Below are 26,997 nucleotides of genomic sequence, written 5' to 3' on the forward strand. Positions count from 1 at the left end.
GACCCATGGCCGATACGTTAGCTGCTAGCCTGCCGAACCCGCGACGCTTCGGCGCGGATGCCTTCTTCGCGGGCGGTATCGTGACCATGCTCACGATCCTGTTCCTGCCGATCCCGCCGATCCTGATCGACCTCGGCCTTGCCTTCTCGATCGCGCTGGCGGCGCTGATCCTGATGGTCGCGCTATGGATTCAGCGGCCGCTCGATTTTTCCGCCTTCCCGACCGTGCTCCTGATCGCGACGATCCTGCGGCTCGCGCTCAACGTCGCGACCACCCGGCTGATCCTGTCGCGGGGCGGGGAGGGCGAGACCGCTGCCGGCCACGTTGTCGCCGGCTTCTCCAAGTTCGTCATGGGCGGCGACTTCGTGATCGGACTGATCATCTTCGCGATCCTGGTCACGGTGAATTTTGTCGTGATCACCAAGGGCGCAACGCGTATCGCCGAAGTCGGCGCCCGTTTCACGCTGGATGCCATCCCCGGCAAGCAGATGGCAATCGACGCGGATCTCTCCGCGGGCCTGATCGACGACAAGGAAGCCCAACGCCGGCGTCGCGAGCTCGAAGAGGAGAGCTCGTTCTTCGGCGCGATGGACGGCGCCTCGAAATTCGTGCGCGGCGATGCCATCGCCGGCCTGATCATCACGGCAATCAACATCTTCGGCGGCATCATCATCGGCGTCACCCATCACGGTCTGACGTTGTCGCGCGCCGCCGACGTCTACACAAAACTCTCCGTCGGCGACGGTCTGGTCACGCAGATGCCGGCGCTGATCGTGTCGCTGTCGGCGGGCCTCCTGGTCTCCAAAGGCGGCACCAGGGGCTCCGCCGAACAGGCGGTGCTCCGGCAGCTCGGCGGCTATCCGCGCGCAGTATCGGCGGCGTCCTTGATGATGTTCGTGCTGGCCTTGATGCCGGGGTTGCCGATGGCGCCGTTCGTGCTGCTGGGTGGGGTCATGGCTTTCGTCGGCTATTCGCTGCCGAGGAGGCAGGCGGCCGCGAAGCAGAAGGAAGACGCGCGCAAGGCGGAGGAGCGTGCGCAGACCGAAGCCAAGGAATCGGTCAAGGAGTCGCTCAAGACCGCCGAGATCGAGCTGTCGCTCGGCAGCCATCTGTCGGTTCACCTGCTCGGCTCGCGCAACGAGCTGGCCCACCGCGTCAGCAAGATCCGCAAGAAGTTCGCCAAGCAGTACGGCTTCGTCATTCCCGAGATCAAGCTGTCGGACAATCTGTCGATCGATCCCAAGGGATACCAGATCCGGATCCACGATACGCGCGTCGCCCATGGTGAGCTCAGGATCGGCGAGATCATGGTGCTGGTGGACAAGGACGGCAAGCCCGACGTCCCCGGCGACGAGGTGATCGAGCCGGCCTTCGGCATGAAGGCGCTGTGGGTGACGGAAGCCTTTGCCGATGAGGTCAGGCGGCAGGGCTGCAAGCCGGTCGACAATCTGTCGGTACTTCTCACCCATCTGAGCGAAGTGCTCAGGGCAAATCTCTCCCAGCTTCTGTCCTACAAGGACATGCGCGGACTGCTCGACCGGCTCGAGCCGGAGTACAAGCGCCTGGTCGACGATCTCTGCCCGTCGCAGATCTCCTATTCCGGCTTGCTGGCGATCCTGAAGATCCTGTTGGGCGAGCGGGTGTCGATCCGGAACCTGCATCTGATCCTGGAGGCGATCGCCGAGATCGCGCCCCATGTGCGCCGCTCCGAGCAGGTTGCCGAGCACGTGCGGATGCGGCTGGCGCAGCAGATCTGCGGCGATCTCTCCGACAATGGCGTGCTCAACGTCCTGCGCCTCGGCAACCGCTGGGACCTGGCCTTCCACCAGAGCCTGAAGCGCGATGGCAAGGGCGACGTCGTCGAGTTCGATGCCGATCCACGGCTGATCGAGCAGTTCGCGACGGAAGCCAGCGCTGCGGTCCGGAAGTTCACCGAGGACGGCACCAGCGTTGTATTGGCGGTGACGCCGGAGGCGCGCCCTTATGTCCGCATGATCCTGGAGCGCGTGTTCCCGACCTTGCCGATCCTGTCGCATGTCGAGGTTGCCCGCAGCGCCGAGATCCGGGCGCTCGGAGCCATTTCGTGATCGGCGGCCTCACCGACAATTTGCTCGCCACGTTCATCGTGTTTTGCCGCATCGGCGCCTGCCTGATGCTGGTGCCGGGCTATTCCAGCGTGAACGTTCCGCCGCAGATCCGCCTGTTCGTCGCGCTGGTCACGACGTTCGCGCTGACGCCGATCCTGGTTTCGGTCCTGAAACCGCTCGTGGACGGTGCCTCGCCGCTCACGCTCGCGCTGCTGATCGCCACGGAACTCGTGGTAGGCAGTGTTATCGGCCTCGGCGGGCGCGTGTTCTTCCTTGCGCTCCAGACCATGCTCTCCGTGATGGCGAGCGCGATCGGGCTCAGCAGCATCCCGGGCACACCAGTCGGCGATACCGATCCGGCGCCGCCCGTGGTGCCGCTGGTTATGGCCGCCGTCACCACGCTGTTCTTCCTGACCGACCAGCATTGGCAGGTGCTGCGCGGGCTGATGAACTCTTACGATGTCTGGCGTCCCGGCGAGAAGCTGACTGGCGAGATGGCGCTGAACCAGCTCGTGAGCCGCCTCGCGGACGCGTTCGTGCTCACGCTCCGTATCACCAGCCCATTCATCGTCTATTCCATCGTCGTCAATTTCTCGGTCGGTCTGATCAACAAGCTGACGCCGGCGATTCCGGTCTATTTCGTCTCGGTGCCGTTCGTCCTGCTCGGTGGTTTCCTGCTGCTCTACCTCACTAGCGACGAGTTGCTGACGCAGTTCACGCTCGGCATGTCGTCATGGCTGGGGGGATGATGGGTCATGACATCGCGCGCGGACAAGCTCAGCCGGATCGTCTCGCTCGTGAAGCTGCAATTGCGGCTGTCGGAATGGCAGCTCGCGCAATTGCGGCAGCAGGAGCAGATCATGCAGGACGAGCAGGCGTGGTTGGTTGGAACCCTGAACGAAGGGAAGGTGCCGGCCGGATCGTCGAGCGACTCGATCGCGCTGCGGCTCAACAGGACGAGCGTCGGCGCGCGCGCCGTGCAGGAGCGCGCCGCGATGCAGCTCGACAGGGTCCGTTCGGAGAACCGGCGCGTGAAACAGCTCGAGGAAGTCGCCAGGGCCGCGCTGGCCGACAAGCTGCGCGACGCCGAGAAACGCTCGCTCGAGGACATGACGGAGACACATGCCGCTGTGCGCGATTTGGCGCCGCGGCCAGCCAGGCGGATCAAGACATGATCGTGACAACGACGCCCGACCTCGTTCTCGACGTTCTCGACGCCGCCGACCCGGTGGCTCAGCGCGCGGCGGCCGCGAAGCTCGAGGCGCTCAAATCGTCGGACGCCGATTTCGCCGCCACGATGGACGCGGCAGCCAGCAAGGCGGCCGCCGCGGCAGCCGATCAATCCGCAGGGCAACTGGCGGAGGCGCAATCGGGTGTGGTGAACGGACCGCCGGTGCGAGTGATCAAGAAGCCCGGCCAGGACGAGGTATATCGCAAGTTCGAAGCGTTCGTGCTCCAGACCTTTGTCGAGACAATGCTGCCGAAGGAGTCGGAGGAAGTGTTCGGCAAAGGCACTGCCGGCGGCATCTGGAAATCGATGCTGGCCGAGCAGCTCGGCGCCCAGCTTGCGAAGGGCAAGGGGATCGGAATTGCCAGGCAGCTGGCGGCTGCGCATCCGGCGGGTCCGGACGTGACAGGGAAGGCCGGAGGCTGAATCGCGACATGGGTGATGAAAGTTGAGGGGTGAATTGGCTATGCAGGCAGAACAAGGCGCGACGGCCGTCCTCATGGAGCAGCCGGTCGCGGACATCGAGGTCATGACGGAATTTGCACCGGGCGATGTCCAGTTGCCCGTGGTCCTGCCAAATGCCGGCAGCGAATTGATATCCGACGAGGCTGAAGCGGCAAGGCTGGAGGCGACGCGTGCCGAAGAGGTCTCGGGCCTGCTCGCCGCAATTCGCCGGCTCGAAAGCATCGTCGAAGAGGAGACGGTAGCGCTCGCCACCGGACAGAAGATCGATTTTGACGATTTCAGCGGCCGGAAAAGCCGGAGCATGCTGGAATTCGTCCGGCTGATGCGGGCACGGATGCATCTCGGTGGTGAAACCGAGATTACCGAGGAGATCCAGCAGTTACGGCAGAAGCTCGAGCGAAATCGCTCGCTCCTCGAAATGCACTACGATGCGGTACGCGAGGTGGCGGCCATCATCGTCAGGGCAATCAAGGAGTCCGAATCGGACGGTACCTATACCGGTCGCGCAGCACGGGACGGACAATGATCAAGCTCGTTCTGGCCGGCCTCTGGGTCTGTATCCTCACCGCGGGCACGAGCTATGGCGTGGCCTATTGGAAGGAAAACGGCAGCCTGTTGCCCGCGAAGGACGAATACCTCGACGGGCTGCAGTACCAGAAGACGCGGGCGCTGAGCGTGCCCATGGTCGAGGGCGGTGCCGTGCAGGGTTACATCGTCGCGCGCTTCGTCTACACCGTGGAGGCGCGGACCCTGCACCAGCTCACTGTTCCGCCGGAGCCATTCGTCGTCGATGAGGCGTTCCGCAGGATCTATGCTGACGACAAGCTCGATTTCAGGAAGCTCGCTCGCTACGACCTCTCCATCCTCACCTCGGCGATCAAGCAGCGCGTCAACGAGCGGATGCAGGCCGACATCGTCCAGGATGTTTTGGTCGAGGACTTCAACTACGTCTCCAGGGATGAGTTCCAGCAGAAGCCCTGACGCGCCGGTCTGCGAAGCCGCGCCAGCGTAGCGACGTTTCCCTCCACGAAAACGAACCGGCCTCTGCGGGATCTCCCCGCAGAGGCCGGCGGTCTTGTGCTGGCTGACTTCGGCGCGTCAGTTGCCGGCCGGGTAGGCGGCGGCAGCGGAATGTGCTCGATTCAGGAGGATTCCGACCTCGTCGATCTCCTGCATCGGCTCGTCGATCGCCTCGTTCGACGGGATGTTGAGCCGGTATCCGACGTAACGCCGGGCCACGATCGCGTCGAAACCGAGGCGGTCTCGAAGCTTCTTGCGCAGCTTGCTGACGTGGCTCTCGATCACGCTCTCGTCGAACGTGGATTCGAAGATGCCGTAGACCGCGTTGAAGATCTGCGTCTTGGTGATCCACTTGCCGTGGTTGCTGACCATGTATTCGAGAATGCGCAACTCGCGGCGGGGCAGCGTCAGGGCGTGGCCCGCGATCTCGGGGTCACGTCCGTTGAAGAACACCTGGATCCTGGTCTCGCAAGGCCTCGGCAACTCGCCCACCCGCCGACGTGCGATCGCAGCCGTTCGGGCCAGGATCTCACGCAAATGGATCGGCACATGGACGACGTCATCCACGCCGGATTCAAACAGCTCCAGCGTGTTCTTGAGCATCTTCTGGCCGCTGATGGCGATGATCGGAGCCATAGATCGCTTGCGCATCGCCCGTGGCAGGCTTCCGCGGGCGTCGCATTCCCCCAGCAGAAAAGCATCGACGGCGGCCAGATCCGATTCATTGGCGGATTGCAGCCAGTCCCAGAATTCTCCGGAGGAGAAGCCGATCGACGATACACCTTCGCGAACGAGCCCTCCAACGTAGCTGTTCGTGACGCTCTCGCGATCATCAACGATAATATACATCAGTCTTTCGCCCCTGTTTCGCACTTGCAGCGACCGGAAGGTTTTTGTGATGCCCCGGATCGTCGGCTATGCTGTTTGACGACATTTTCCCTCCCGCGAACCGTTGTTATGGTTTCGATATTCGCGGGCAGCCCTACGCATTCAGTGCCTGCGTGAGCAGGCCTGCTACTTCGACTCGGTACTGAACGCTTACTGTGTGTGGCCCGGCGGGTGTCTTACGGATCACCTTGCGGGGCGGATTGAGACAGCGGCATAGAACAGTTGCGCCAAGTGCTTATCGTGTCCAAACGCAACTGAACTCAGCCGATCTCCTCGCCAACTGGAGAGAATCACTTGAGTAGGACCGTACCAATTGCCAAATTCCGATCAAGCGTGCGAAACAAAGCTGTTGCTACGTGTGCTTGATGCTGTTGGTTTGTTTCTGGTTGTTGCTTGGTGTTGCAAGCTTCACCAGTTGATTCAGTATTCAAACTAGTTTTGCACCGTGGTGGTTATACAGTTCCGTATGCCTGTGCAACTAAAGCAATTTTGGGTAGTGCCCGTCGGTGGCCGCAGTGAAGGGTTTTCAACCCCGGATTGACTCTTGTGGCTGCGCTCTCGCGTGCGACAATTCGACTCATGTATCGCGATGAAATTCCAGCTTGGCGAACTCTTGGCGAGTGTGTGTCTTTCGAGTCGCACTTTCCTCTCGCGCGTGGCGAGTTCGAATCGTTCGACGTCGCGCGCTCGCACCAAAAAGTTGTTTGACGCGCACGTTTCAGGCAAGCTTCGCCAACTAGCTTCGTTCGACAGATCGAAATACGAACGGAGCATTTTCAAATGTTGTCCGAGGGAAAAGCGCGTCCCGCCGAAACTGCGGACATGACTGCGACGGCGAAGCCGACTCCGGAAGCGCGCGATGGCAAGGTGAATAGTGCAACGCGTGCGGCCAAGCCTGCGCCAGGGGTGAAGCCTGCACCGGCGTCGAGCGACGAAGTTGCTGCCAAAGAGGCGCTCGAGGGATTGAAGCGTATTCGCGCCAAGGCGCGCCTCGACAAGATGGCCATACCAAAGCCTGCGCCTGTCGTGGTCAAGCCGGCGATGATCGTGGCAAAGCCGCCGCCGCCGCGCCCGACATGGGTCGCACCACTCGCGACATTGGCCGTTGCGGCCATTGTCGTGGTTTGCGCCTGCACCGGCGTCATCGCCTATCTTACCACGCAGCCGGCTCAGAACAGCGTTGCTGCCAACACGGAGATCAGGAATCTGCGCGAGACGGTCGCGCAGTTGCGCAAGCAATTGTCCGGCGTGTCCGAGAATCTCGATGGCCTTCGCACCGCGGTCGATCAGTCGAGCAAGGCGACCAGCGACCGCTTCGGCCGCTTTGCCGAGAATCTCGATCGTATCGAGCGGGTCAGCTCATCTTCAACGGCCAAGCTCGACAGGCTCGCGCAAGCCCAGGTCCCGGCGCCGACACCGGCCGCCGCGCAGCCCTCGTCGGCGATGCCGATGATGGCTTCGGTTGCAGCACCGGAGACCACGGGGTCGGTGTCTCCGGTCGAACGCAGCTCGGCGCCGCGAAAGGTGATCAAGGGCTGGTCGGTTCGCCAGGCTTATGAAGGCATCGCGATCCTCCAGGGGCCGAACGGCGTCATCGAGGCCGTGCTCGGCCAGCAGGTGCCTAACCTGGGGCGTATCGAGGAGATCAGGAACGATAATGGCCGTCTGGTGGTGGAAACCAGCGGTGGCGGCGTGGTCTATTCGCCCCGCAAGTGACCGGCCGACAATACTATTGGCGATGATGCTCGAAACTGGTGCATAGCTGGTCGATCTCGGACTCGGCGATCGGCGCACGGAACAGGCGGCAGGTGAATTCGACCGTCGACTTGCTCTCGGAGGCGGTGCGATCCTCGCGCAGGAAAATGCATCGCTTGCAGACGTCGGTGTGATGCCGCTGTTCGGCGGCATCCGCCTGATCGAGCACGTGTAGCAAGGTATCGCGAAAGCGGATCTTGCTGTCGTCATCCAGGACGGCAATGGCATCGACCAAGCCATTGACGGGATCGCGCGCGAGAAGCTTCTTGCCCTGCTGCGTCACGCTCAACATCACCGAGCGCTTGTCTGTGGCGGATCGCTTCCGTTCCACATAGCCGAGGCGCTCGAGCTCGCCGATGATGAACGACGCGGTGCCGCGCGTGGCCCCGACATAGCTCGCCAGCGCCGAAGGCGTCCTGGAAAATCGGTTCGCACGGGAGAGGAATCGCAGTGCCATCCACTCGCGATCGCGCATGCCGTGCTTGGTGCCTTCGAACCATAGGATTCGTGCCACCTGTCCCAATACTTCAATCGCTTCGCGAGCCAAATTCATTTCAATGCCAGATCGGACAAGTCTTTTTCAATTGAGCCTTCGGCTGCGCAATCGCTGCGGGTCAAAATGGGGCTGTCGAGCTTCGCTCGAAGCGGAAACAATTGCCGCGCGTGAAAGACGCTTCTCCGTTCTGGAGATGGAACATTCAGGAGTGGAACTAGAGCGTCGCGAAGAAAGTTCGAGTAAAAATGACGGCTCAACTGATGTGAAAATTCGCGTCAAATGGTGCGGGCTTGCGTCGCATGACTGAGCGCTGAGGGGTGTCCAGGCAACATGATGTGTCGTTGCGGCCACGATCGGCCCGATTGTCGCGGCGAAACGTTTCGAATTGCGTGAAACCACGCACGGCGTGCAACACGTCATGGCGCACTCAGGTGCGGGAGAACCGCCTAACGCGGTTAATGGATGTTGCAATTGTCGACGAACGGCAGGCAGAGGCCTGGTTCAGGACATATGGCGTCTTGAGCTGACGCTGGATTCCAAAAGGGCGGTCCAGGCGAGCGCCCTTTTATCTTGCGCGTGCGGTCCTCTCTTCGTCGTCGCGCCAAAGCGCATCGAGGCCGTGCCGATAGGTCGGATACGCCAGCACGACGCCGAGCTCGCGCTTCAGCTTCGCGTTGGAGACGCGGGCGCTGCTCGAATAGAAGCTGCGCGCCATTGCCGACATCTCGGCGGTTGCGAACGCCTCTTCAGGCGGCGGAGCAACGCCCATCAGCCGCGCGGCATAAGTGATCACGTCCTGCGGCGGCGCAGGCTCGTCGTCGCAGACGTTCCAGGTACCGCCGCTGTCGTGGTTGATCGCCGCCATGATGGCGCTGGCGATATCGTCGACATGGATGCGGTTGAAGACCTGACCGGGCTTGATGATGCGCCGGGCCATGCCATTGGCCAGCGTCACCAGCGCGTTGCGGCCAGGACCGTAGATGCCGGCAAGCCGCAGGATCGCGGCATTGCCGTGCGCCGTCTCCGCCCAGGCCTGCTCTGCCGCGACGCGGAGCCTGGCGCGGTCGAGTGCGGATTGGGGTGGCGTGCTCTCGTCGACCCATCCGCCGGCGTGGTCGCCATAGACGCCGATGGTGGAGAGATAGACGACCTTGCGGTGGACCGCCGCCAGGGCCTCGCCGAATGCTGCGAGTGCGGGATCGCCGCCGCTGCCCGGCGGGATCGATATCAGCAGGACATCGGCATCGCGGATACGGCCCAGGGTTGCGTCGGCGGGCCGGCTGCCGGAGAAGCCATGCAACTCGACGCCGGCAAGGTCGTTCCGCCCGGCGGGATCGCGCACCGTGCCGGCGACATGCGAGAAGCTGCCGCCGAAACTGCGGACGAAATGCCGGGCGCTATAGCCGAGGCCAAGGATGAAGAGCCGCATGCGTTCGCCGTGTGGGGTGCGAGTTCCATTCGCGCCAGCCGCGCGTTCCTGCTCATAGGAGATTTTTGGGGCCGACAAAAGATGTTGCAGTTTCACCCGACCGACTGCGTCGCCGTCGAACAGGAAACTGAAAAAACAACCCCATGCACAGTAGGAACGCCGGCGCGGTCAGTGCACCCGGTGGCTCGCTCTATCGTCCTCAGACTGTTCGACAATCTGCGCGATTGGACTCGACTGATGATGCACGAGGCGCCAGCTGTCGCCGACACGACGAAAATGGTTGGCGGCGGCGAGCGCGGTACCGTCGACGATCTCGATGCACAGCACCCGGGCGCTGTCGCCATCGACGATCGCCTGCGGTTCGGCGCAGACGATCTGCGGCCTTTCAGGGTTTTGCAGGATATCGCGCCAGCTTCCGATCACGGTCGCGTGGCCGACAATTGCGGGCCAGCCGGGATGAATGCAGGAAATGGCGTCGTCTTCCGCCCACATCCGCTGCATGCCGTCAAAATCGCCCGTCGAAAAGGCGGCGTAGAAAGCCGCGTTCGCGGCGATGACCTTGCTGTCCTTTGCCATACCTCTTGGGTGGGTCAATGGCAGGCAAAAATCAAGCGCGACTTCCGTTCGACTTTGAACGCAGTGCAGCATGCAAGACGCCGCTGCCCACTTTGTGATCACGCGGAAACGAGCGTCTCCACCGCCTGGCGCGCACCCTTCGCATAGAGTCGGCCGAGCGCCGCGGTCACGGCCTCGCGCAGGCGCGGCTCGGCACCGAACGGGCCGAAAACCTTGGTCACGCCCAGCAGCGCCGGCGCGAGCCGTTCGGCGACGGGACCGGCCTCGCGCGCCAAGCCTGCGAGTTCGGCGGCGAGGGGATCGCGAACGTCGATGGCGCGGCCGTGTTCGTCGCGCGCGGTGACGTAGCGCATCCAGCCGGCCACCGCGAGCGCGTGCGTCGCGATCGGCAGGTTCCGGCGCAAACGATCCTGCATTGCGCCCAGCAGCCGCTGCGGCAGCTTTTGCGAGCCGTCCATCGCGATTTGCCAGGTGCGGTGATGCAGCGCCGGGTTGGTGAAGCGCTTGAGCAGCGAAGCGCGATAGGCGGCAAGATCAGCGCCCACCGGCATTGTCAGCGTCACCGCTGCCTCTTCCATCACCTGCGCGGCAAGCCGCGCGAAATGCGGATCTTTCATGGTGTCGGCGATGGTCTCGTAGCCGCCGAGATAGCCAAGATAGGCCAGCGCCGAATGGCTGGCATTGAGCAGCCGCAGCTTCATCAGCTCGAACGGCTTGACGTCGGACACGAGCTCGACGCCTGCGGCAGCGAGATCGGGCCTCCCTGCGGCGAAGCGGTCTTCGACGACCCATTGCGTGAACGGCTCGGTCATCACCGGCCAGGCGTCGCGCATTCCGAGCGCGGCGGACACCGCATCACGGTCCGCCTCTAGCGTCTCCGGCACGATGCGGTCGACCATGGTGCAGGGGAAGGCGGCCGTATCGGCAATCCATTTGCCGAGATCCTTCGACCGCAGCGCTGCAAACTGCGTCACGATCCGCTGCACGGTGTGGCCATTGGCGGCGAGGTTGTCGCAGCACAGCACGGTAAAGGGCGGAAGCCCCTGTGCCCGCCGGCGCGCCAGCGCAGCAACGATGAAGCCGGGCGCCGAACGCGGCGCGTCAGGATTGTTCAGATCGTGCACGACGTCCGGATGCCGCTCGTCGAGGTCGCCGGTCTGCGGCGTGTGGCAATAGCCCTTCTCGGTGACGGTGAGCGAGACGATGCGGATGGAAGGATTCGCCATCCTGTCGACCAGCCGTGTCGGATTCTCGCGCGCGACAAAGCTGTCGAGCAGCGCGCCGATCACGCGGTGCTCGGTGCCTTCGGCTGCACGCACGGCGACGGTGTAGAGGTGATCCTGCGGGGCGAGGGCGTCGCGCGTGCCCGGACTGCGCAGGCTCGCGCCGATGATGCCCCAGGCGGTGGCACCAGCTGCAAGGCAATCGTCGATGACGACGGCCTGATGGGCGCGATGAAAGGCCCCGAGGCCAAGATGCACGATGCCGGGCGTGATACGCGAACGGTCATAGGCAGGGCGGCGGACGCGAGGTGCCAGCCGGTCAAGATTGGCGCGGCCAAGGCGCGTTGAACTAAGCCGCATGGTCGTTTCTCCCTGATGTTTGGCCGCTGCTTGACATGGCGACCGTATCAGGTCAATGCTCCGGTCAATTGGTAAGGCCAATTATCCAAAATTGGCGGGCCGCCGGGCGCGAAGCTTCCCGGCGAGACCCTTTTCGGGGAGGCCAGCGTGCCGCTGGAAGCTGTGGAGGCGAGACGGCTCTATCGCCAGATCGCCGATCAATTGCGAAGCCTGATCGACAGCGGCGAGTACGCGGTCGGCAGCCGTTTGCCGACCGAGCGCGAGCTCGCCGAGCAGCTCAAGGTGTCGCGGCCGACGGTGCGCGAGGCCCTGATTGCGCTCGAAGTGGAAGGACGCGTCCGCATCCGCGTCGGCTCCGGCATCTATGTAACCGAGGCCGCCGACGCCGCGCCGGTCCCGTCCGCCGTCATCGAAGGCCCGTTCGAGCTGCTGCGCGCCCGCGAATTCCTGGAAAGTGCGATCGCCGAGCAGGCGGCGCGCGTGGCGACCAGGGATGACATTGCGCGCATCGATGCCGCGCTCGTGGCGATGGAGAATGTCGACCACCCCGGCGAAGCCTCGATGGTTCATGACCGCGCCTTTCACATCGCGATTGCCGGATGCCTTGGCAACGCCGTGCTGGTGCGGGTGGTCGGCGAGTTGTTCGACCAGCGGCTCAATCCCTATTTCACGCAGCTTGCGCATTACTTCGAGAATCCCGGCACGTGGCGCACCGCGCTCGACGAGCATCGCGCCGTGCGCGATGCCATCGCGGCGCGCCGGCCATTGTCGGCTCACGATGCCATGCGCGACCACCTCGCGCATTCGCAGGAGCGCTTTGCGCAGAACTTTGGCGCGGAGGCCACCGCAGGTGCGCCGGCGCCGCGGAAGCGGGCGGCGCGATCCGGGGCTCAGACGGCGAAACCAAAACGCTCCTCGAAGAAAGCGGCCAAAGGCGGCGTCGTTCGGCGACGATGAGATCGGGCGGCCCGCCTCGATGTCGGTGGGTGAATAAGAAGCAGACTTGAATCAGTGGAGGAAAATCAGTGTTGAAGACATTCACGATGGTGCTGGCGACGTCGGTCGCCGCAATGTTCGCGACGACCAATGCCGGCATGGCGCAGACCAAGCTGAAATGGGCCCATGTCTACGAGACCTCGGAGCCGTTCCACACCGCCTCGGTCTGGGCCGCGCAGGAGATCGGCAAGCGCACCAACGGGCGTTACCAGATCGACGTCTATCCGGCCTCGCAGCTCGGCAAGGAAGCCGACATCAACCAGGGCCTTTCGCTCGGCTCTGTCGACATCATCATTTCCGGCTCGAGCTTCGCGGCCAAGAGCTTTCCGCCGATCGGCGTGACCTATTATCCCTACACCTTCCGCGACGCCGATCACCTGCTCGCCTACACCAAGAGCGATATCTTCAAGGAGCTCGCCAAGGGCTATGAGGACAAGAGTGGCCACCACATCATCGCGGTGACCTATTACGGCGTGCGCCAGACCTCCTCGAACAAGCCGATCAAGACCTGCGCGGACCTCAAAGGCCTGAAGATGCGCGTGCCGGACGTTCCGGCCTATCTGGCGATGCCGCGCGCCTGCGGCGCCAACACCGCGCCGATCGCCTTCGCCGAAGTCTATCTCGCGCTCCAGAACGGCACCGTCGAAGCGCAGGAAAATCCGCTGACCACGATCGAGGCCAAGAAGTTCTACGAGGTGCAGAAGCACGTCGTGCTGACCGGCCACATCGTCGACCACCTCAACACGGTGGTGGCGGGTGCGCTCTGGAAGAAGCTGAGCGACGAGGACAAGAAGATCTTCACCGACGTGGCGCAGGAGGCCGCCGCCAAGGCGACCGCGGAGATCAAGCAGAACGAGGCCAAGCTCGTCGCCTTCTTCAAGGAGAAGGGCCTGACCGTGACCGAAGTCGACAAGAACGAGTTCCGCGACATCGTGCTGAAGAACGTCCCGTTCGAGACTTTTGGCTACCGCAAGGCCGATTGGGAACGCATTCAGGCCGTCAAGTAACAGTGAGCCGTCATTCCGGGATGGTCCGAAGGACCAGACCCGGAATCTCGAGATTCCGGGTTCGACGCTCGCGCGTCGCCCCGGAATGACGTCAAGAGGAGTCCCCCATGTCCACCACCGAAATCCACCGGCAGATCACCGCGGACGAGATTGCCCACACCTTCGAGGAAGAGGCCGCGCCGAAGGTCGATCTCGGCATCTACGCCTTCGAGGACTGGGTGGCGCTGGCGATCTTCTGGGTGATGGCATTCGCCGTCTTCCTCCAGTTCTTCACCCGCTACGTGCTCAACGACAGCTATGCCTGGACCGAGGAGATCGCGACCTACTGCCTGATCGGCGTGGTCTTCATCGGTGCGTCGATGTGCGTACGGATGTCGCGGCATATCCAGGTTGACCTGATCTACCGCTATCTGCCGCACCTCGCGGCGCGTGCGCTGTCCACGCTGATCGACCTGATCCGGATCGCCTTCTTCGGCTATGCCATCAAGCTGGTCTGGGTCTACATCCAGATCATCGGCGACGAGAACATGACCACGATCAATTTTCCAAAGAACTACGTCTATTACGCCGTGCTGCTCGGCTTCGTGCTGATGTTCGTGCGGTCGGTGCAGGTGGCGCTGCAACACCGGCGACAGGGCTACTCGATCCTCGAACGTCCCGGTGCCTACGACGGTATTGAAGGGTAAGGTGATGCTGCTGTTGCTTGGAGGTTTCCTCATCCTGATGCTGCTCGGCGTTCCCGTGGCGATCGCCATGGCTTCGTCGTCGCTGCTCTATATTCTGGTCAGCGGCGTGACGCCCGACGTGACGCTGGCGCAGCGCATGATTGCCGGCGTCGAGAGCTTTCCGCTGCTCGCGGTGCCGTTCTTCATCCTGGCCGGCAACCTCATGAATATCGCAGGTGTCACCGGGCGCATCTACAAATTCGCCGTCGCGCTGGTTGGCTGGATGCGCGGCGGCCTCGGCCACGTCAACATCATCGGCTCGGTGATTTTTTCCGGCATGTCCGGCACCGCAATCGCGGATGCCGCCGGTCTCGGCACCATCGAGATCAAGGCGATGAAGGACCATGGCTACTCGACCGAGTTCTCGGTTGGCGTCACCGCGGCGTCCGCCACGCTCGGGCCCATCATTCCGCCGTCGCTGCCCTTCGTGATCTACGGCATGATGGCGAACGTCTCGATCGGCGCGCTGTTCCTGGGCGGCGTCATCCCGGGCGTCGTCATGACGCTGCTGATGATGGCGACCGTCACTTACTTCGCGCACAAGAACAATTGGGGCAGCGATGCGCCTTTCTCCTGGCCGCAGCTCGGCTCCGCCGGGCTTGAGATCGCGATCGTGCTCGCTTTCCCGCTCGCGATCTGGCTGATGACGTTGGCCGGCCTATCGACCAACTTGGCGGTGGTGATCGGTCTCGGCACGCTGCTCGCGATCGACTGGTATTTCGACTTCTCGGCGGTGATGGCGCTGATGGCGCCGGTGATCCTGATCGGCGGCATGACGCTCGGCTGGTTCACGCCGACGGAGGCCGCGGTTGCAGCCGTGATCTGGTCGCTGTTCCTCGGCCTCGTGCGCTACCGCACCATGACGCTGAAGACGGTGGCGAAGGCGACCTTCGACACCATCGAGACCACGGCCTCGGTGCTGTTCATCGTTACCGCAGCCTCGATCTTCGCCTGGCTGCTCACAGTGTCGCAGGCAGCCCAATTGCTGTCGGACTGGATGCTCAGCATCACCCATAACAAATGGGTGTTCCTGGCGCTCGCCAATATCCTGATCCTGTTCGTCGGGTGCTTCATCGACACCACGGCGGCGATCACCATTCTGGTGCCGATCCTGCTGCCGATCGTGCTCAAGCTCGGCATCGATCCGATCCATTTCGGCCTGATCATGACGCTGAACCTGATGATCGGCCTCTTGCATCCGCCGCTCGGCATGGTGCTGTTCGTGCTTGCGCGGGTGGCAAAACTCTCGGTCGAGCGCACGACGGTGGCGATCCTGCCCTGGCTGGTGCCGCTGATGCTCGCGCTGATCGCGATCACCTACATTCCCGAACTGACCCTCTGGCTGCCAAAATACATGGGACTTTCCAAATGACCTCAGTCGCTCTCGCTGCAACCCTGTTCGGCCCCGAAGATCTGCGCATGGTCGAGCATCCGCTCGACAAGCTCCCCGCGGGCATGGTGCGCATTCGCTTCGGCGCCGGCGGCATCTGCGGCTCCGACATGCATTACTTTCGCCATGCCCGCACCGGCGACTTCGTGGTGAAATCGCCGCTGGTGCTCGGCCACGAGATTTCCGGCGAGGTCGTCGAGATCGCGGGCTCCGCGGCCAACCTGAAGGTCGGCGACCGCGTCGCCGTCAACCCGTCGCGCTGGTGCGGACATTGCACCGCCTGCCGCGAGGGCCGGCAAAACCTCTGCGAAAATATCTACTTCATGGGCTCGGCGTCGAAGACCCCGCACATGCAGGGCGGCTTTGCCAACTATTTCGACGCGATCCCGGCGCAGTGCGTGAAGATTCCGGATCATGTGCCCTATCAGGCCGCGGCGTTGGCCGAACCGCTCGCGGTCTGCCTGCATGCGGTCGCGCGCGCCGGCAATATCGAGGGCAAGCGCGGCATCATCTTTGGCGCCGGACCGATCGGGCTCCTGACCATGCTCGCCGCGCGCCGCGCCGGGATGGCCGATATCACGGTTGCCGACATCGCGCCGGCACCGCTGGCATTTGCGACCAAGCTCGGCGCCTCTCACGTCGAAAATGTCTCCGCCGGCGAAGAGGGCCTGAAGGCCCAGGCCGCTTCGCGTCCTTATGATGTCGCGTTCGAAGTGTCAGGCACGGCCGCGGGCCTTGCCAGCGCCATTGGGATCGTTCGACGCGGCGGCATCGTCGTGCAGATCGGCAATCTGCCGGGCGGCCAGATTCCGACGCCGTCGAATGCCGTGATGGCAAAGGAGATCGACCTGCGCGGCTCGTTCCGCTTCGGGCTCGAGTTCATGACCGCGGTCGAGCTGATCGGTGCCGGAAACGTCGACGTGCTCTCGCTGGTTACCGCCGAACGGCCACTGTCCACCGCACCCGACGCGCTGCGGCTGGCGCTCGACCGCTCGCAGAGCGTCAAGGTCGTGCTGACCGCCAACTGATCCGGGAGAACAGGCATGATGTTGCAGGGATGGCGCTGGTACGGGCCCGACGATCCCGTGTCGCTGGACGATGTCAGGCAGGCCGGTGCGACGGATATCGTCTCGGCACTGCATCAGGTGCCGATCGGCGAGGCCTGGACGCGCAAGGCGGTGGAGGAGCGCAAGAACTTTATCGAGCGCGGCCAGCCCGGCCGCTCGCAACTGACCTGGTCGGTGGTGGAATCGATTCCGATCCCCGACGACGTCAAACGTCTCGGGGCCAAGGCGACGAAGTCCATCGAGGCGTGGATCGCGAGCCTGGAGGCCGTTGCTGCATCCGGAATCAAGATCATCTGCTACAACTTCATGCCCGTGGTCGATTGGTGCCGCACCGATCTGGAGTGGGAGCTGCCGAACGGCGCTCGCGCCATGCGCTTCGACCAGGACCGCTTTGCCGCGTTCGAGCTGCATATCCTCAAGCGCCCCGCTGCCGCGCAGGACTATTCGCCGGAGCAGCAGGCACGCGCCAAAACGCTGTTCGAAAAGATGAGCCAGGCCGACATCGATTATCTCGTCATGGTGATCGCCAGCGCGCTGCCCGGCTCGACCACCGAGCCGATGACCATCCCGCAATTCCGTGACCGGCTGGAGCAGTATCGCGACATCACGCCCAAGATTTTGCGGCACCACCTCGCCGAGTTCCTGGGGCGCGTCGCGCCGGTCGCCGAGCAACTCGGTGTGTCATTGACGCTGCACCCGGACGATCCGCCGCGGCCGCTGTTCGGCTTGCCGCGCATCGCCTCGACCGCCGATGACTATCAGGCGCTGTTCGATGCCGTGCCGTCCAGGGCCAACGGCATCTGCCTGTGCACGGGCTCGCTCGGCGTGCGGCCCGAGAACGATCTGCCCGCGATGGCCGAACGCTTCGGCCCGCGCGTCGCCTTTGCGCATCTGCGCGCGACCAGACGCGAGGGCGATGGCTTGTCGTTCCACGAGTCCGATCATCTCGACGGCGACGTCGACATGATTGCGGTGTTGAAGGTGCTGCTGAAGGAGAATGCGCGGCGTTCGCCGGACGAGCGGATCGTGTTTCGCCCGGATCACGGGCACCGCATGCTGGACGATCTGACCGCCACCAAGCGCACCAATCCCGGCTACACCGCCATCGGCCGCCTCCGCGGCCTCGCCGAGCTGCGCGGTGCAATCCGGGCGATCGAGCATCGATGACGGCGGTGGAGTGAGAGGCGCCGAATCTTCCACAGCTTCCTGGCCGGGCTTGTCCTGGCCATCCACGTCTTGCTTCCCGGTACTGAGAACGTGGATGCCCGGGACAAGCCCGGGCATGACGACCTCTCTTGAAGCTCGCTGCCTGCTTAATAACAAGCCATCTTTGCCCTCATTTCCTGATGGACGAGACCATCGTCGCGCTGTTCATCTCCGGCGGCCAGTATCAGCCGCTGACCAAGCGCATGTTCACCGCGCTGCGTGACGAGATCGACCCGACCATCGCCGCGATCTCGACGCTGATGACCGCGGCGTCGTTCCTGCCGGTGCAGGCGGCAAGCGCGCGGGGGAAGAAGGCCGGGTGAGGTCGTCGTCCTGGCGAAAGCCAGGACCCATTACCCCAGGGAGATGTTATCGCGTGAGCTGGTAACTCCGAGTCTTAGCCAAACTACGCTCGGTGGTTATGGGTCCTGGCCTTCGCCAGGACGACAGCGGAGGTTGTGGCGCGCTTTCGCCTCACTCCTTCGCCCCCAGCCACGCCAAAATCATCTCCACAATCTGCGTCCTGCTCCTCGCCAGCACCTTCGGCTCGCTGAGATCCCGATCGAACAGCGCCCCGAACGTATGCCGGTTGGCCACGCGGAAGAAGCAATAGGAGGAGATGGCCAGATGCAAATCGATGGCGTCGACGTCGTCGCGGAAGACGCCCTCGCTGCGGCCGCGCTTGAGGATGCCGTCCAGCGTCGCGATCACGCTGGCGTTGAGCTGGCGCAGTTGCAAATTCTGCTTCAGGTGCTTGCCGTGGTGGATGTTCTCGATTGAGACGAGACGAATGAAGTTCGGATTGCGCTCGTCGTGGTCGAAGGTCGCCTCGATCAGCCGGCGCAGGCCCTCGCGCGCGTCGCAGCTGGCGATATCGAGCTGGTCTTCCAGCGCGCGGATGCTGCGATAGGCTTCTTCCAGCACTGCGAGGTAGAGCTGCTCCTTGCCGCCGAAATAATAATAGATCATCCGCTTCGAGGTGCGGGTGCGTGCCGCGATCGCATCGACGCGCGCGCCGGAATAACCCTCCGAGGCGAATTCGGCCATCGCCACTTCGAGGATGTCGCGCTTGGTGCGCTCGGGGTCGTTGGTGCGCTTCGATGGGGGCGGCATGCGTTTGAGCATTACTATTTCTCCCGCGAGTTTCTATGGATCACCTTGAAGGTGAAGGCAAATTTCGCCCAATCCGACGTTTTCCGGCGTGGTCTTGCATAAACGTACTAGTTCGTACATTATGCAATGAAACCAAGGTGCGGCAACCACAAGCAAGAAAAGCGCGCAAAGCCGGACGGGCCTGACGCGAGCTTCAGCCGCCATCGCACACGGGGAGGAATTTTGATGAGCTCGATCTCAACTGCATCGCTGCATGCGCCAACAGCAGCGGAAACCACGCCAAGCAAGCTGCCGAAGCGCGCCGCGCTCGTCAGCTTCGTCGGCAGCATGCTCGAATACTACGACTTCTTCATCTACGGCACCGCGGCGGCGCTGATCTTTCCAAAAGTGTTCTTCGCCAATGTCGATCCCGCAACCGGGACGCTGCTCGCGCTGTTGTCGTTCGGCATCGGCTATATCGCGCGCCCCGTCGGGGCCGTCATCCTCGGCCATTTCGGCGACCGCATCGGTCGCAAGACGGTGCTGCTGTTCACACTGGTGATCATGGGCGCTTCGACGCTCGCGATCGGCCTGTTGCCGGATGCCAAGACCATCGGCAATGCCGCACCCATCATCCTGACGCTGCTCCGTCTGTTGCAGGGCCTGTCGGCGGCCGGCGAGCAGAGCGGGGCGAACTCGCTGACGCTGGAGCATTCGGCCAATTCCAACCGCGCCTTCTTCACCAGTTGGACCCTGAGCGGTACCCAGGCCGGCGCGATCCTGGCGACGCTGGTGTTCATTCCGGTGTCGAGCATGCCGGAAGACCAGCTGCTGAGCTGGGGCTGGCGCATTCCGTTCCTGCTCTCCGCGCTGGTGCTGCTGGTTGCCTATCTGGTGCGCCGGACCATGCCGGAAACGCCTGTGTTCGAGGACATCAAGGACAAGGCCCAGGTCGCTCGTTTCCCCGTCGTCGCGCTGCTGCGCGACTACGGGCCGGATGTGCTGCGCGTGATCGTCTGCGCGCTGATCGCGACGGTGAGCACCCTGACGGCCGTGTTTGCGCTCGGCTATGCCACCAGCAAGTTCGGCGTCGCGCGTCCGACCATGCTGTGGGCCGGCGTGCTCGGCAACGTCACCGCGCTGTTCGCGCAGCCGCTCTGGGCCTTGCTCGCCGACAAGATCGGCCGCAAGCCGGTGTTCATCGGCGGCGTACTCGGCTGCGCCGTGCTGCTGTTCCCTTACTTTATGCTGGTGACGTCGGGCAGCACGCCTGCGATCTTCGCCGCGGCGATCGGCCTCTACATCATCTACTCGGCGCCGAACGCGATCTGGCCGTCGTTCTATGCCGAGATGTTCGAGGCGCGCGTGCGCTATTCCGGCACCGCGATCGGCACCCAGCTCGGCTTTCTCGCCGCTGGCTTCACGCCGCTGGTGAGCGCAAGCCTCGTCGGCGAGGGCCCGAACGGCTGGATTCCGGTTGCGATCTTCGTCGCCGGTTGCTGTGTGGCTTCGGCCCTCGCCGCGATGACCGCGCGCGAAACCCACAAGGTCGACATCGCCGATCTCGGCAAGCGGCGCGCGTGAACGCAAGACAGGACACGATCGCATGCTGACCAACGCAGTTCAGACCACGCTCGGCCCGATCATCGGGGCCGAGCAGGAGGCCGTCCGCACCTTCAAGGGCGTGCCGTTCGCAACCGCGCGGCGCTTTTCCAAGGCAACGCCGCCGCCGGCGTGGACCGAACCGCGTCGCTGCACGGACTACGGTGCATATGCGCCGCAGCCCGGACATCTCGATTCTGCGGAGGAGTCCTGTCTCAGCCTCAACATCTGGACACCGGTCGGGGCCGATCGCCCGCTGCCGGTGTTGTTCTTTATTCACGGCGGTGCTTTCGTCACCGGCGGCGGAGCCGACTATGACGGCGCATTCCTCGCTGCGCGTGGTCCGGCGATCATCGTTACCATCAACTATCGGCTCGGCCCGCTCGGCTTCCTGCAGCTGCATCGTCACGGATTGGGCGAGGCCAACAACCTCGCCGTCTCGGATTCGCTCGCCGCGCTCGACTGGGTGCATGCGAATATCGCGAATTTCGGCGGCGATCCCGACAAGGTGACCCTGTCGGGCCAATCGGCCGGCGCGTCGATGGTCATTGCCATCGCAACCCTGCCGCAGGCCAAGGGCAAGTTCTCCAGGGCGCTAGCGCTGAGCGCGCCCGGCCGCAACATCATGAGCGCGGACCATGCCGATCATGTTGCGCGCCGCGTGCTGGCCGAACTCGGGCTCGAGGGCGACGCCAGCGCGATCTCGACTGTTCCGCTGCACGAACTCTTTGGAGCAGTCGAGCGCGTCGGCCGTGGCATCGCCGACGAGACCGCCTCAGGCACCGTATTCGGTCCGGTGCTCGATGGCACCATCATTCCGCGCGAGCCACGCGATGTCTTCGCCGATGGACGCCTGCGCCACATTCCGCTGTGGCTCGGCTCATGCCGCGACGAGATGGTGATGTTCCTGAAGAGCACGCCACCGGCCGCGATGATCCGCACCACCGAACGCAACGTGCGCGTCGCGTTCGGCGATGCCGGCTGGGAGCGCCTGCTGGCCTGCTATCGCGGCTCAGCGCGTCCCGACGAGGATCCGTATGAAGCGCTGCTGTCGGATGCGTTCTGGCATCGCCCGATGGCCGATCTTGCGCGGCTTCATTCGGCCGCGGGCGGCGCGGTGTGGCTGAGCCGGTTCGATCATGGCCCGGCGCTGGAGCCGTTCCTCTCGCAAGGGCCGACACACGGCGCCGACAATGCCTGCCTCTGGGCGCATCTGCCCGAGTTCATCGATCGCCCGATCCTGAAACGCAAGGGCGGCCCGATGACCCCCGCAGATATCGACGTCGCAGCGCGGTTCCAGACCAGCCTGCTGCGCTTCGTAACATCGGGCGAGCCTGATGTTGCGCAAGCCTGGCCGCGGTTCGAGCAGTCCAGGGAGCCGCTGGCCATCTTCGCCCAGCCGTTTCATGTTGTGCCGCTGAACGAAGGCACGCGGTTCCGCCTGTGGGCCGAATTGAGCGCAAGTTCCGACAACAAGAAGATGAGGGAGGCCGTATGAGCATCCTGAGCAGGAACGCGCAGATCTCACGGGATTAGCGCGAGGTCGATCGAAGCAGCTGTAATCTGCTTCACAGGCAGCCGCTCCGATCTACGCTAGATCAAGTTAGGCCCCGCGTCCGCGCGGCCGGCTTCGGAGCTGGCGATGATTGCTGCACTGGCAAGAGCAATATCCCGCGCGACGGGAACCAATGTCGAGATCGAAACGCTGAAGATCCTCGTGATCTTCTCGGGCGCGGGCCTCCTGGTCTCGCTCGTCGCCGCGATGATCTACGGACAGGCTCTCAACGCCGCCCTGTTCTGAGCGCCGAAATCCGTCAGGCCACCGGTTCCTTGGAGTGGCTTCGCTCACGCGGCGCCAGCGGCGGGGCTTGCTTCAGCGGAGCGTCCTCTCGCGGCGCCGCATCACTGTCCGAGACGTGCTTGACCGGCGCGGGACCAGTGTCGCGCCAGGCGACGAACCAGATCAGCAAGCCCAGAACGGCGAGCCCGGCGCCGACGGGGCCGGTGGAGGTCCAGCCCCACCCCTGGCGAATGGCGAGGCCACCGAGGAAGGGGCCGAGCGCGTTGGCGGTGTTGAACGCCGAGTGGTTCAGCGCGGCGGCGAGCGCCTGTGCGTCTCCCGCGACGTCCATCAAGCGCGTCTGCAGCACGGCGCCGAGCGCGACGCTGGCGCCGATGGCGAAAATGTCGATTGCGAGCAGCCAGGGATTGCCGGCGACCAGCGGAAACACCAGCAGGGCCACGAATGCGAACACCAGGATGACGCCCGCGGTCGGCATCAGCGCGCGGTCGGCGAAGCGTGGCACGAACAGATTGCCAAGCGTGGCGCCGATCCCGAAGATCGCCAGGAAGAACGGAATGGCCCCGGTGCTGACCTTGGTGACCTCGATCAATGTCGTCGCCAGATAAGTGTAGACGGCGAACATGCCGCCGAAGCCGATGGCGCCGATCGCGAGCGTATTCCAGACGCGGCGGCTTTTGAGCGCGCCGAGTTCGCGCAGCGGATCCGACCGCCCGGCCTGGTCGCGCGGCGCGAACAGCGCGCACAGCAGCACCGTGAGCAGCGCCAGCACCGACACGAGACCGAAACTCGCGCGCCAGCCCAGCGCCTGGCCGATCAGATTGGCCATGGGCACGCCGATGATGGTGGCGATGGTCAGGCCCAGCATCACCTGGCCGACCGTCTGCGAGCGGCGATCTTGCGGCACGAGCGAGGCGGCCGCCAGCGCGGCGATGCCGAAATAGGCGCCGTGCGGCAGGCCCGAGAGGAAGCGGGCCGCGATCATCGCGCCGAAGCTGGGTGCCAGCGCGGTGAGGGCGTTGCCGAGCGCGAACACGGCCATCAACATCAGCAGCTGCGTACGCCGCGCGAACTTTGCGCCGAGCACGGCAATCAGCGGTGCGCCAACCACCACGCCGAGCGCATAGGCGCTGATCGCGTGCCCGGCGGTCGGCTCGTCGATATGAAGGTCGGCCGCGAAAAACGGCAGCAGGCTCATCGATGCGAATTCGGTGGTTCCGATCGCAAAGCCGCCCATCGCGAGCGAGAACAGGACGATGGCGAGATGAGGGGGCGCGGAAGCCGATTTCGATGTCGTGCTTGGAGAGGTCGCGTGAGGCGAGGTCGTCATGTGTCCTGCATGGGTGACGGCAACGGGAACCAGCCCGGCGAACGTCGCCACCCCTGCAGTCTTTGTCTCATCTCCTTAAACGTGCATCGCACCACGTCAACACCGAAAGCCCGCGCGCATATCAGCGTCCCGGTCTGCTCAAGGCACGCCATCCCCGATCCGGCGCAATGCACCGTCCCGGCCGCGGCTTCGTCGCGCAGCAGAGACATGACATGGCCGTGGCGCGGGGCAGCTGTTTCGGCCTTGCGCCCGATTTCCGCCTGTCCTACGCCACCCCGGGAACAAATCGGCGCGAGCCTCAAGCGAACCACCAGGGAGCTGTCATGACCATCAGAAACACCCGCACCGGGGGCCAGATCCTGATTGACCAGCTGGTCGCGCAAGGTGTCGACCGCGTGACCTGCGTGCCGGGCGAGAGCTACCTTGCGGCGCTCGATGCACTGCATGACAGCCCGATCGACGTCGTGATCTGCCGCGCCGAAGGCGGCGCCGCGATGATGGCGGAAGCCTATGGCAAGCTCACGGGACGCCCGGGCGTCTGCTTCGTCACCCGCGGCCCCGGGGCCACCAATGCCAGCCACGGCGTTCACATCGCGATGCAGGATTCGACGCCGATGATCCTGTTTGTCGGCCAGGTCGACACCGGCATGCGCGAGCGCGAGGCGTTCCAGGAGCTCGACTACAAGGCCGTGTTCGGCACCATGGCGAAATGGGCGGTCGAGATCGATCGCCCCGACCGCATTCCCGAACTGGTCGCGCGCGCCTTCCGCGTCGCAATGCAGGGCCGCCCGGGTCCCGTCGTGATCGCGCTGCCGGAAAACATGCTGACCGAGACCGCCGCTGTCGCCGACGCCATGCGCATCGAGCCGGCAGTGAGTTGGCCGGCACCGGCCGATATCGAGCAGGTCAACGCGATGCTTGCGAGCGCCAAGGCGCCGCTCGTCATTCTCGGCGGCTCGCGCTGGACCGATGAAGCGACCAGGAGCATCGCGCGCTTTGCCGAACGCTTCGACCTGCCGGTGGCGACCTCGTTCCGCCGTGCCTCTCTGATCGACGCCGATCATTCGCATTATGCCGGCGATCTCGGCATCGGCCCGAGCCCGGGCCTGAAGGCGCGCATCGACAACGCCGATGTCATCCTGCTGATCGGCGGCCGCATGTCGGAGATGCCGTCCTCGTCCTACACGCTGCTGGATATTCCAAACCCGAAGCAGAAGCTGATCCACGTGCATCCGGGCTCGGAAGAGCTCGGCCGCATCTATCAGCCCGCGCTCGCGATCCAGGCGACGCCCGCGGCCTTCGCTGCCGCAGTGGAGACGCTGAAGCCCTCGGGCGCTGTCGCCTGGAAGGGCGAAGCCGCCAAGGCTCATGCCGATTATCTGGCCTGGACCGACAAGGCGCGCGAGCTGCCGGGCACGTTCCAGTATGGCCAGGTCATGACGTGGCTGCGCGATCGTCTGCCCAAGGACGCGATCGTCTGCAACGGCGCCGGCAATTATGCCGGCTGGATCCATCGCCATCACCGCTTCCACAGCTTCGCCTCGCAGCTTGCGCCGACCTCGGGCTCGATGGGCTATGGCGTGCCGGCCGGCGTGCTGGCCAAGCGGCAATATCCTGATCGTGTCGTCGTCGCCTTTGCCGGCGACGGCTGCTTCCTGATGAACGGCCAGGAATTCGCCACCGCCGTGCAATACGACGCGCCGCTGATCGTGATCGTCGTCGACAACTCGCAATACGGCACCATTCGCATGCACCAGGAGCGCGACTATCCCGGCCGCGTCGTCGGCACCCAGCTGAAGAACCCGGACTTTGCGATGTATGCGAAGGCGTTCGGCGGTCATGGAGAGCGTGTCGAGCGCACCGAAGAGTTCGCGCCGGCGTTCGAGCGTGCGCTGGCCTCGGGCAAGCCGTCGATCCTCCACTGCATCATCGACCCCAGGGCGATCTCGGTCGGAAAGGATTTCACGCCGGCGGTGAAGGCGTAAGCGATGACGCAAGGCCGTCACGTCGCCATCATCGGAGCCGGCGCGATCGGCGTGATCAGCGCCATCGAGGCGCTGCGCGAGGGCCACCGCGTCACGCTGATCGACGCGGGCGAGCCCGGTGGCGAGCAGGCGGCGAGCTACGGCAATGCCGGCTGGCTGTCGTCGCATTCGGTGATCCCGCCGGCCGAGCCCGGCGTGTGGAAGAAGGTGCCGGGCTATCTGATGGATCCGCTCGGCCCGCTCGCGATCCGCTGGTCTTATCTGCCGAAGGCGCTGCCCTGGCTGATCGAATATCTGCTCTCGGGATGGACCGAGGCGCGGGTCGAGACGACGGCCTTCGCGCTCCGCGATCTGCTGAGGGATGCGCCGCTGCTGCATCGAAAGCTCGCCGAAGAAGCCGGCGTGCCCGAGCTGGTCGAGCGCAACGGCGTGATGCACGTGTTTCCGTCGCGCGGCAATTTCGACAACGATCTCGGCTGGCGCTTGCGCGAGAAGGTCGGTGTCCGGTGGATGGAGCTGAGCGCCGACGAGATGCGTCAGCGCGAGCCCGATCTGCATCCGCGCTACACCTTTGGCGTGGTGGTCGAGGAGGCCGGTCGTTGCCGCGACCCCGGCGCTTATGTTGCGGCGCTCGCCCAGCATGCACTGGCGAAAGGTGCGAAGCTCGTGCGCACGAAGGCGACCGGGCTGAAGCTGAACGGCAACAAGCTCGTCGCTGTTCTCACCGAGGCCGGCGAGATTGCCTGCGATGCCGCGGTGGTCGCGGCCGGCGCGCATTCAAAGAAGCTCACCGCATCCGTCGGTGATCCCCTGCCGCTCGAAACCGAGCGCGGCTATCACGTCATGATCGAGAATCCGGAATCAGGTCCGCGCAGCTCGATGATGGCGTCCGATGCGAAAATGGTGGTGAACTGGACCAATAAGGGCCTGCGCGCCGCCGGCACCGTCGAGATCGCCGGCCTCGCGGCCGCGCCGAACTGGAAGCGCGCCGAGATCCTGCGCGATCACCTCGTCAGCATGTTTCCGAAGCTGCCGAGGGATATTCCGCCCTCGCGGGTCAAGACCTGGTTCGGCCATCGACCGAGCATGCCGGATGGCCGGCCCTGCATCGGTTACGCACGTGCCTCGGGCGACATCGTCTATGCTTTCGGCCACGGTCATATTGGCCTCGTCGGTTCGGCCCGCACCGGCCGTCTCGTCGCACAGCTCCTGAGCGGCAAGCAGCCGGAAATCCCGCTCGCACCGTTTTCGCCCAGCCGTTTCCTCTGA

General features: G+C 64.2%; 25 protein-coding genes and 1 pseudogene. 19 read left to right on the plus strand and 7 right to left on the minus strand.

All coding sequences use genetic code 11. From position 1 onward, the window contains the following. Positions 1-5: 5 nt before the first annotated feature. The 6 genes from flhA to JQ621_RS11110 are packed head-to-tail and all read left to right on the plus strand — an operon-like array spanning position 6 to position 4,761. Complete coding sequence (gene flhA / locus JQ621_RS11085; protein WP_212234584.1) at positions 6-2,087, plus strand: flagellar biosynthesis protein FlhA; 2,082 nt, start codon at positions 6-8, stop codon at positions 2,085-2,087. After that, entirely contained in the window at positions 2,084-2,836 is a 753-nt protein-coding gene (gene fliR / locus JQ621_RS11090) for a flagellar biosynthesis protein FliR (RefSeq protein WP_212234586.1), read from the plus strand. The genes flhA and fliR overlap by 4 nt, the downstream gene beginning before the upstream one ends. 6 nt (positions 2,837-2,842) lie before the next feature. Further along, on the plus strand, positions 2,843-3,262 hold the full coding sequence (locus tag JQ621_RS11095) for a hypothetical protein (RefSeq protein ID WP_212234588.1): 420 nt from the start codon (positions 2,843-2,845) through the stop codon (positions 3,260-3,262). After that, positions 3,259-3,741 carry a rod-binding protein gene (locus tag JQ621_RS11100; protein WP_212234590.1) on the plus strand — a complete coding sequence of 161 codons (483 nt, stop codon included), beginning with the start codon at positions 3,259-3,261 and terminating at the stop codon, positions 3,739-3,741. The genes JQ621_RS11095 and JQ621_RS11100 overlap by 4 nt, the downstream gene beginning before the upstream one ends. Before the next feature lie 40 nt (positions 3,742-3,781). After that, positions 3,782-4,306, plus strand: a complete 525-nt coding sequence (locus tag JQ621_RS11105) for a flagellar biosynthesis protein FlgN (RefSeq protein WP_212235017.1) — start codon at positions 3,782-3,784, stop codon at positions 4,304-4,306. Next, a complete protein-coding gene (locus JQ621_RS11110) occupies positions 4,303-4,761 on the plus strand; it encodes a hypothetical protein (RefSeq protein WP_212234592.1) in 459 nt (152 codons plus the stop codon). Before JQ621_RS11105 ends, JQ621_RS11110 begins: the two co-directional genes overlap by 4 nt. A gap of 117 nt (positions 4,762-4,878) precedes the next feature. Here the strand turns inward: JQ621_RS11110 and JQ621_RS11115 are convergent, their stop codons facing one another. Beyond that, positions 4,879-5,649, minus strand: a complete 771-nt coding sequence (locus JQ621_RS11115) for a response regulator transcription factor (RefSeq protein WP_212234594.1) — start codon at positions 5,647-5,649, stop codon at positions 4,879-4,881. Between the two features lie 819 nt (positions 5,650-6,468). On the opposite strand from JQ621_RS11115, the gene JQ621_RS11120 reads away from it, so the two are divergent. Continuing rightward, positions 6,469-7,404: a hypothetical protein gene (locus JQ621_RS11120; RefSeq protein WP_212234596.1), complete on the plus strand. Its 936-nt coding sequence runs from the start codon at positions 6,469-6,471 to the stop codon at positions 7,402-7,404. Between the two features lie 13 nt (positions 7,405-7,417). On the opposite strand, the gene JQ621_RS11125 is transcribed toward JQ621_RS11120, so the two are convergent. From JQ621_RS11125 to JQ621_RS11140, 4 genes are all read right to left on the minus strand, one after another. Further along, positions 7,418-7,996, minus strand: coding sequence for a MarR family winged helix-turn-helix transcriptional regulator (locus JQ621_RS11125; protein ID WP_212234598.1), 579 nt, complete (start codon positions 7,994-7,996; stop codon positions 7,418-7,420). A gap of 508 nt (positions 7,997-8,504) precedes the next feature. Beyond that, entirely contained in the window at positions 8,505-9,368 is an 864-nt protein-coding gene (locus JQ621_RS11130) for an SDR family oxidoreductase (protein WP_212234600.1), read from the minus strand. Between the two features lie 168 nt (positions 9,369-9,536). Further along, the gene (locus tag JQ621_RS11135) at positions 9,537-9,944 is read right to left on the minus strand and encodes a nuclear transport factor 2 family protein (RefSeq protein WP_212235018.1); all 408 of its coding nucleotides are present in this window, start codon (positions 9,942-9,944) and stop codon (positions 9,537-9,539) included. Between the two features lie 98 nt (positions 9,945-10,042). After that, complete coding sequence (locus tag JQ621_RS11140) at positions 10,043-11,527, minus strand: mannitol dehydrogenase family protein (RefSeq protein ID WP_212234602.1); 1,485 nt, start codon at positions 11,525-11,527, stop codon at positions 10,043-10,045. A 147-nt stretch (positions 11,528-11,674) separates the two neighbouring features. On the opposite strand from JQ621_RS11140, the gene JQ621_RS11145 reads away from it, so the two are divergent. The 7 genes and pseudogenes from JQ621_RS11145 to JQ621_RS11175 all read left to right on the plus strand — a co-directional run. Further along, entirely contained in the window at positions 11,675-12,484 is an 810-nt protein-coding gene (locus JQ621_RS11145; protein ID WP_212234604.1) for a FadR/GntR family transcriptional regulator, read from the plus strand. An 86-nt stretch (positions 12,485-12,570) separates the two neighbouring features. Then, positions 12,571-13,530 carry a sialic acid TRAP transporter substrate-binding protein SiaP gene (locus tag JQ621_RS11150; RefSeq protein ID WP_212235019.1) on the plus strand — a complete coding sequence of 320 codons (960 nt, stop codon included), beginning with the start codon at positions 12,571-12,573 and terminating at the stop codon, positions 13,528-13,530. Positions 13,531-13,637: 107 nt separating this feature from the next. Further along, the gene (locus tag JQ621_RS11155) at positions 13,638-14,216 is read left to right on the plus strand and encodes a TRAP transporter small permease (RefSeq protein ID WP_212234606.1); all 579 of its coding nucleotides are present in this window, start codon (positions 13,638-13,640) and stop codon (positions 14,214-14,216) included. A gap of 4 nt (positions 14,217-14,220) precedes the next feature. Further along, the gene (locus JQ621_RS11160; RefSeq protein ID WP_212234608.1) at positions 14,221-15,627 is read left to right on the plus strand and encodes a TRAP transporter large permease; all 1,407 of its coding nucleotides are present in this window, start codon (positions 14,221-14,223) and stop codon (positions 15,625-15,627) included. After that, positions 15,624-16,673, plus strand: a complete 1,050-nt coding sequence (locus JQ621_RS11165) for an L-idonate 5-dehydrogenase (RefSeq protein ID WP_212234610.1) — start codon at positions 15,624-15,626, stop codon at positions 16,671-16,673. Before JQ621_RS11160 ends, JQ621_RS11165 begins: the two co-directional genes overlap by 4 nt. An 18-nt stretch (positions 16,674-16,691) precedes the next feature. Then, on the plus strand, positions 16,692-17,879 hold the full coding sequence (uxuA, locus tag JQ621_RS11170; protein ID WP_212235020.1) for a mannonate dehydratase: 1,188 nt from the start codon (positions 16,692-16,694) through the stop codon (positions 17,877-17,879). A gap of 179 nt (positions 17,880-18,058) precedes the next feature. Beyond that, positions 18,059-18,241 (plus strand): annotated as a pseudogene (locus JQ621_RS11175) (ABC transporter permease); the annotation flags it as partial. Positions 18,242-18,392: 151 nt separating this feature from the next. Here the strand turns inward: JQ621_RS11175 and JQ621_RS11180 are convergent. Next, entirely contained in the window at positions 18,393-19,043 is a 651-nt protein-coding gene (locus JQ621_RS11180; protein ID WP_212234612.1) for a TetR/AcrR family transcriptional regulator, read from the minus strand. Between the two features lie 213 nt (positions 19,044-19,256). Here JQ621_RS11180 and JQ621_RS11185 point away from each other — a divergent pair, with 213 nt between their 5' ends. From JQ621_RS11185 to JQ621_RS11195, 3 genes are all read left to right on the plus strand, one after another. After that, positions 19,257-20,594, plus strand: coding sequence for an MFS transporter (locus JQ621_RS11185; protein ID WP_212234615.1), 1,338 nt, complete (start codon positions 19,257-19,259; stop codon positions 20,592-20,594). A gap of 22 nt (positions 20,595-20,616) precedes the next feature. Continuing rightward, positions 20,617-22,110 (plus strand): carboxylesterase/lipase family protein, encoded by a 1,494-nt coding sequence (locus JQ621_RS11190; RefSeq protein WP_212234617.1) that lies wholly within the window; start codon positions 20,617-20,619, stop codon positions 22,108-22,110. 144 nt (positions 22,111-22,254) lie between these two features. Continuing rightward, positions 22,255-22,413: a hypothetical protein gene (locus JQ621_RS11195; RefSeq protein WP_212234619.1), complete on the plus strand. Its 159-nt coding sequence runs from the start codon at positions 22,255-22,257 to the stop codon at positions 22,411-22,413. 13 nt (positions 22,414-22,426) lie between these two features. Here the strand turns inward: JQ621_RS11195 and JQ621_RS11200 are convergent, their stop codons facing one another. Further along, positions 22,427-23,743, minus strand: coding sequence for an MFS transporter (locus JQ621_RS11200; RefSeq protein ID WP_212235021.1), 1,317 nt, complete (start codon positions 23,741-23,743; stop codon positions 22,427-22,429). A 323-nt stretch (positions 23,744-24,066) separates the two neighbouring features. Here JQ621_RS11200 and JQ621_RS11205 point away from each other — a divergent pair, with 323 nt between their 5' ends. Both JQ621_RS11205 and JQ621_RS11210 read left to right on the plus strand, forming a co-directional pair. After that, positions 24,067-25,728 carry a thiamine pyrophosphate-binding protein gene (locus JQ621_RS11205; RefSeq protein WP_212234627.1) on the plus strand — a complete coding sequence of 554 codons (1,662 nt, stop codon included), beginning with the start codon at positions 24,067-24,069 and terminating at the stop codon, positions 25,726-25,728. A 3-nt stretch (positions 25,729-25,731) separates the two neighbouring features. Continuing rightward, positions 25,732-26,997, plus strand: a complete 1,266-nt coding sequence (locus JQ621_RS11210) for an NAD(P)/FAD-dependent oxidoreductase (protein WP_212234629.1) — start codon at positions 25,732-25,734, stop codon at positions 26,995-26,997.

Origin of the sequence: Bradyrhizobium manausense (assembly GCF_018129685.1) — a bacterium.
GTDB classification, from domain to species: Bacteria; Pseudomonadota; Alphaproteobacteria; order Rhizobiales; family Xanthobacteraceae; genus Bradyrhizobium; species Bradyrhizobium manausense_D.

Bases quoted from the DNA above. Each gene is read 5' to 3' on its own strand.
- flhA (WP_212234584.1), top strand. From the start codon at position 6: ATGGCCGATACGTTAGCTGCTAGCCTGCCGAACCCGCGACGCTTCGGC.
- JQ621_RS11095 (WP_212234588.1), top strand. From the start codon at position 2,843: ATGACATCGCGCGCGGACAAGCTCAGCCGGATCGTCTCGCTCGTGAAG.
- JQ621_RS11100 (WP_212234590.1), top strand. From the start codon at position 3,259: ATGATCGTGACAACGACGCCCGACCTCGTTCTCGACGTTCTCGACGCC.
- JQ621_RS11105 (WP_212235017.1), top strand. From the start codon at position 3,782: ATGCAGGCAGAACAAGGCGCGACGGCCGTCCTCATGGAGCAGCCGGTC.
- JQ621_RS11110 (WP_212234592.1), top strand. From the start codon at position 4,303: ATGATCAAGCTCGTTCTGGCCGGCCTCTGGGTCTGTATCCTCACCGCG.
- JQ621_RS11115 (WP_212234594.1), bottom strand. From the start codon at position 5,649: ATGTATATTATCGTTGATGATCGCGAGAGCGTCACGAACAGCTACGTT.
- JQ621_RS11120 (WP_212234596.1), top strand. From the start codon at position 6,469: ATGTTGTCCGAGGGAAAAGCGCGTCCCGCCGAAACTGCGGACATGACT.
- JQ621_RS11125 (WP_212234598.1), bottom strand. From the start codon at position 7,996: ATGAATTTGGCTCGCGAAGCGATTGAAGTATTGGGACAGGTGGCACGA.
- JQ621_RS11130 (WP_212234600.1), bottom strand. From the start codon at position 9,368: ATGCGGCTCTTCATCCTTGGCCTCGGCTATAGCGCCCGGCATTTCGTC.
- JQ621_RS11135 (WP_212235018.1), bottom strand. From the start codon at position 9,944: ATGGCAAAGGACAGCAAGGTCATCGCCGCGAACGCGGCTTTCTACGCC.
- JQ621_RS11140 (WP_212234602.1), bottom strand. From the start codon at position 11,527: ATGCGGCTTAGTTCAACGCGCCTTGGCCGCGCCAATCTTGACCGGCTG.
- JQ621_RS11150 (WP_212235019.1), top strand. From the start codon at position 12,571: ATGGTGCTGGCGACGTCGGTCGCCGCAATGTTCGCGACGACCAATGCC.
- JQ621_RS11155 (WP_212234606.1), top strand. From the start codon at position 13,638: ATGTCCACCACCGAAATCCACCGGCAGATCACCGCGGACGAGATTGCC.
- JQ621_RS11160 (WP_212234608.1), top strand. From the start codon at position 14,221: ATGCTGCTGTTGCTTGGAGGTTTCCTCATCCTGATGCTGCTCGGCGTT.
- JQ621_RS11165 (WP_212234610.1), top strand. From the start codon at position 15,624: ATGACCTCAGTCGCTCTCGCTGCAACCCTGTTCGGCCCCGAAGATCTG.
- uxuA (WP_212235020.1), top strand. From the start codon at position 16,692: ATGTTGCAGGGATGGCGCTGGTACGGGCCCGACGATCCCGTGTCGCTG.
- JQ621_RS11180 (WP_212234612.1), bottom strand. From the start codon at position 19,043: ATGCTCAAACGCATGCCGCCCCCATCGAAGCGCACCAACGACCCCGAG.
- JQ621_RS11185 (WP_212234615.1), top strand. From the start codon at position 19,257: ATGAGCTCGATCTCAACTGCATCGCTGCATGCGCCAACAGCAGCGGAA.
- JQ621_RS11190 (WP_212234617.1), top strand. From the start codon at position 20,617: ATGCTGACCAACGCAGTTCAGACCACGCTCGGCCCGATCATCGGGGCC.
- JQ621_RS11195 (WP_212234619.1), top strand. From the start codon at position 22,255: ATGATTGCTGCACTGGCAAGAGCAATATCCCGCGCGACGGGAACCAAT.
- JQ621_RS11200 (WP_212235021.1), bottom strand. From the start codon at position 23,743: ATGACGACCTCGCCTCACGCGACCTCTCCAAGCACGACATCGAAATCG.
- JQ621_RS11205 (WP_212234627.1), top strand. From the start codon at position 24,067: ATGACCATCAGAAACACCCGCACCGGGGGCCAGATCCTGATTGACCAG.
- JQ621_RS11210 (WP_212234629.1), top strand. From the start codon at position 25,732: ATGACGCAAGGCCGTCACGTCGCCATCATCGGAGCCGGCGCGATCGGC.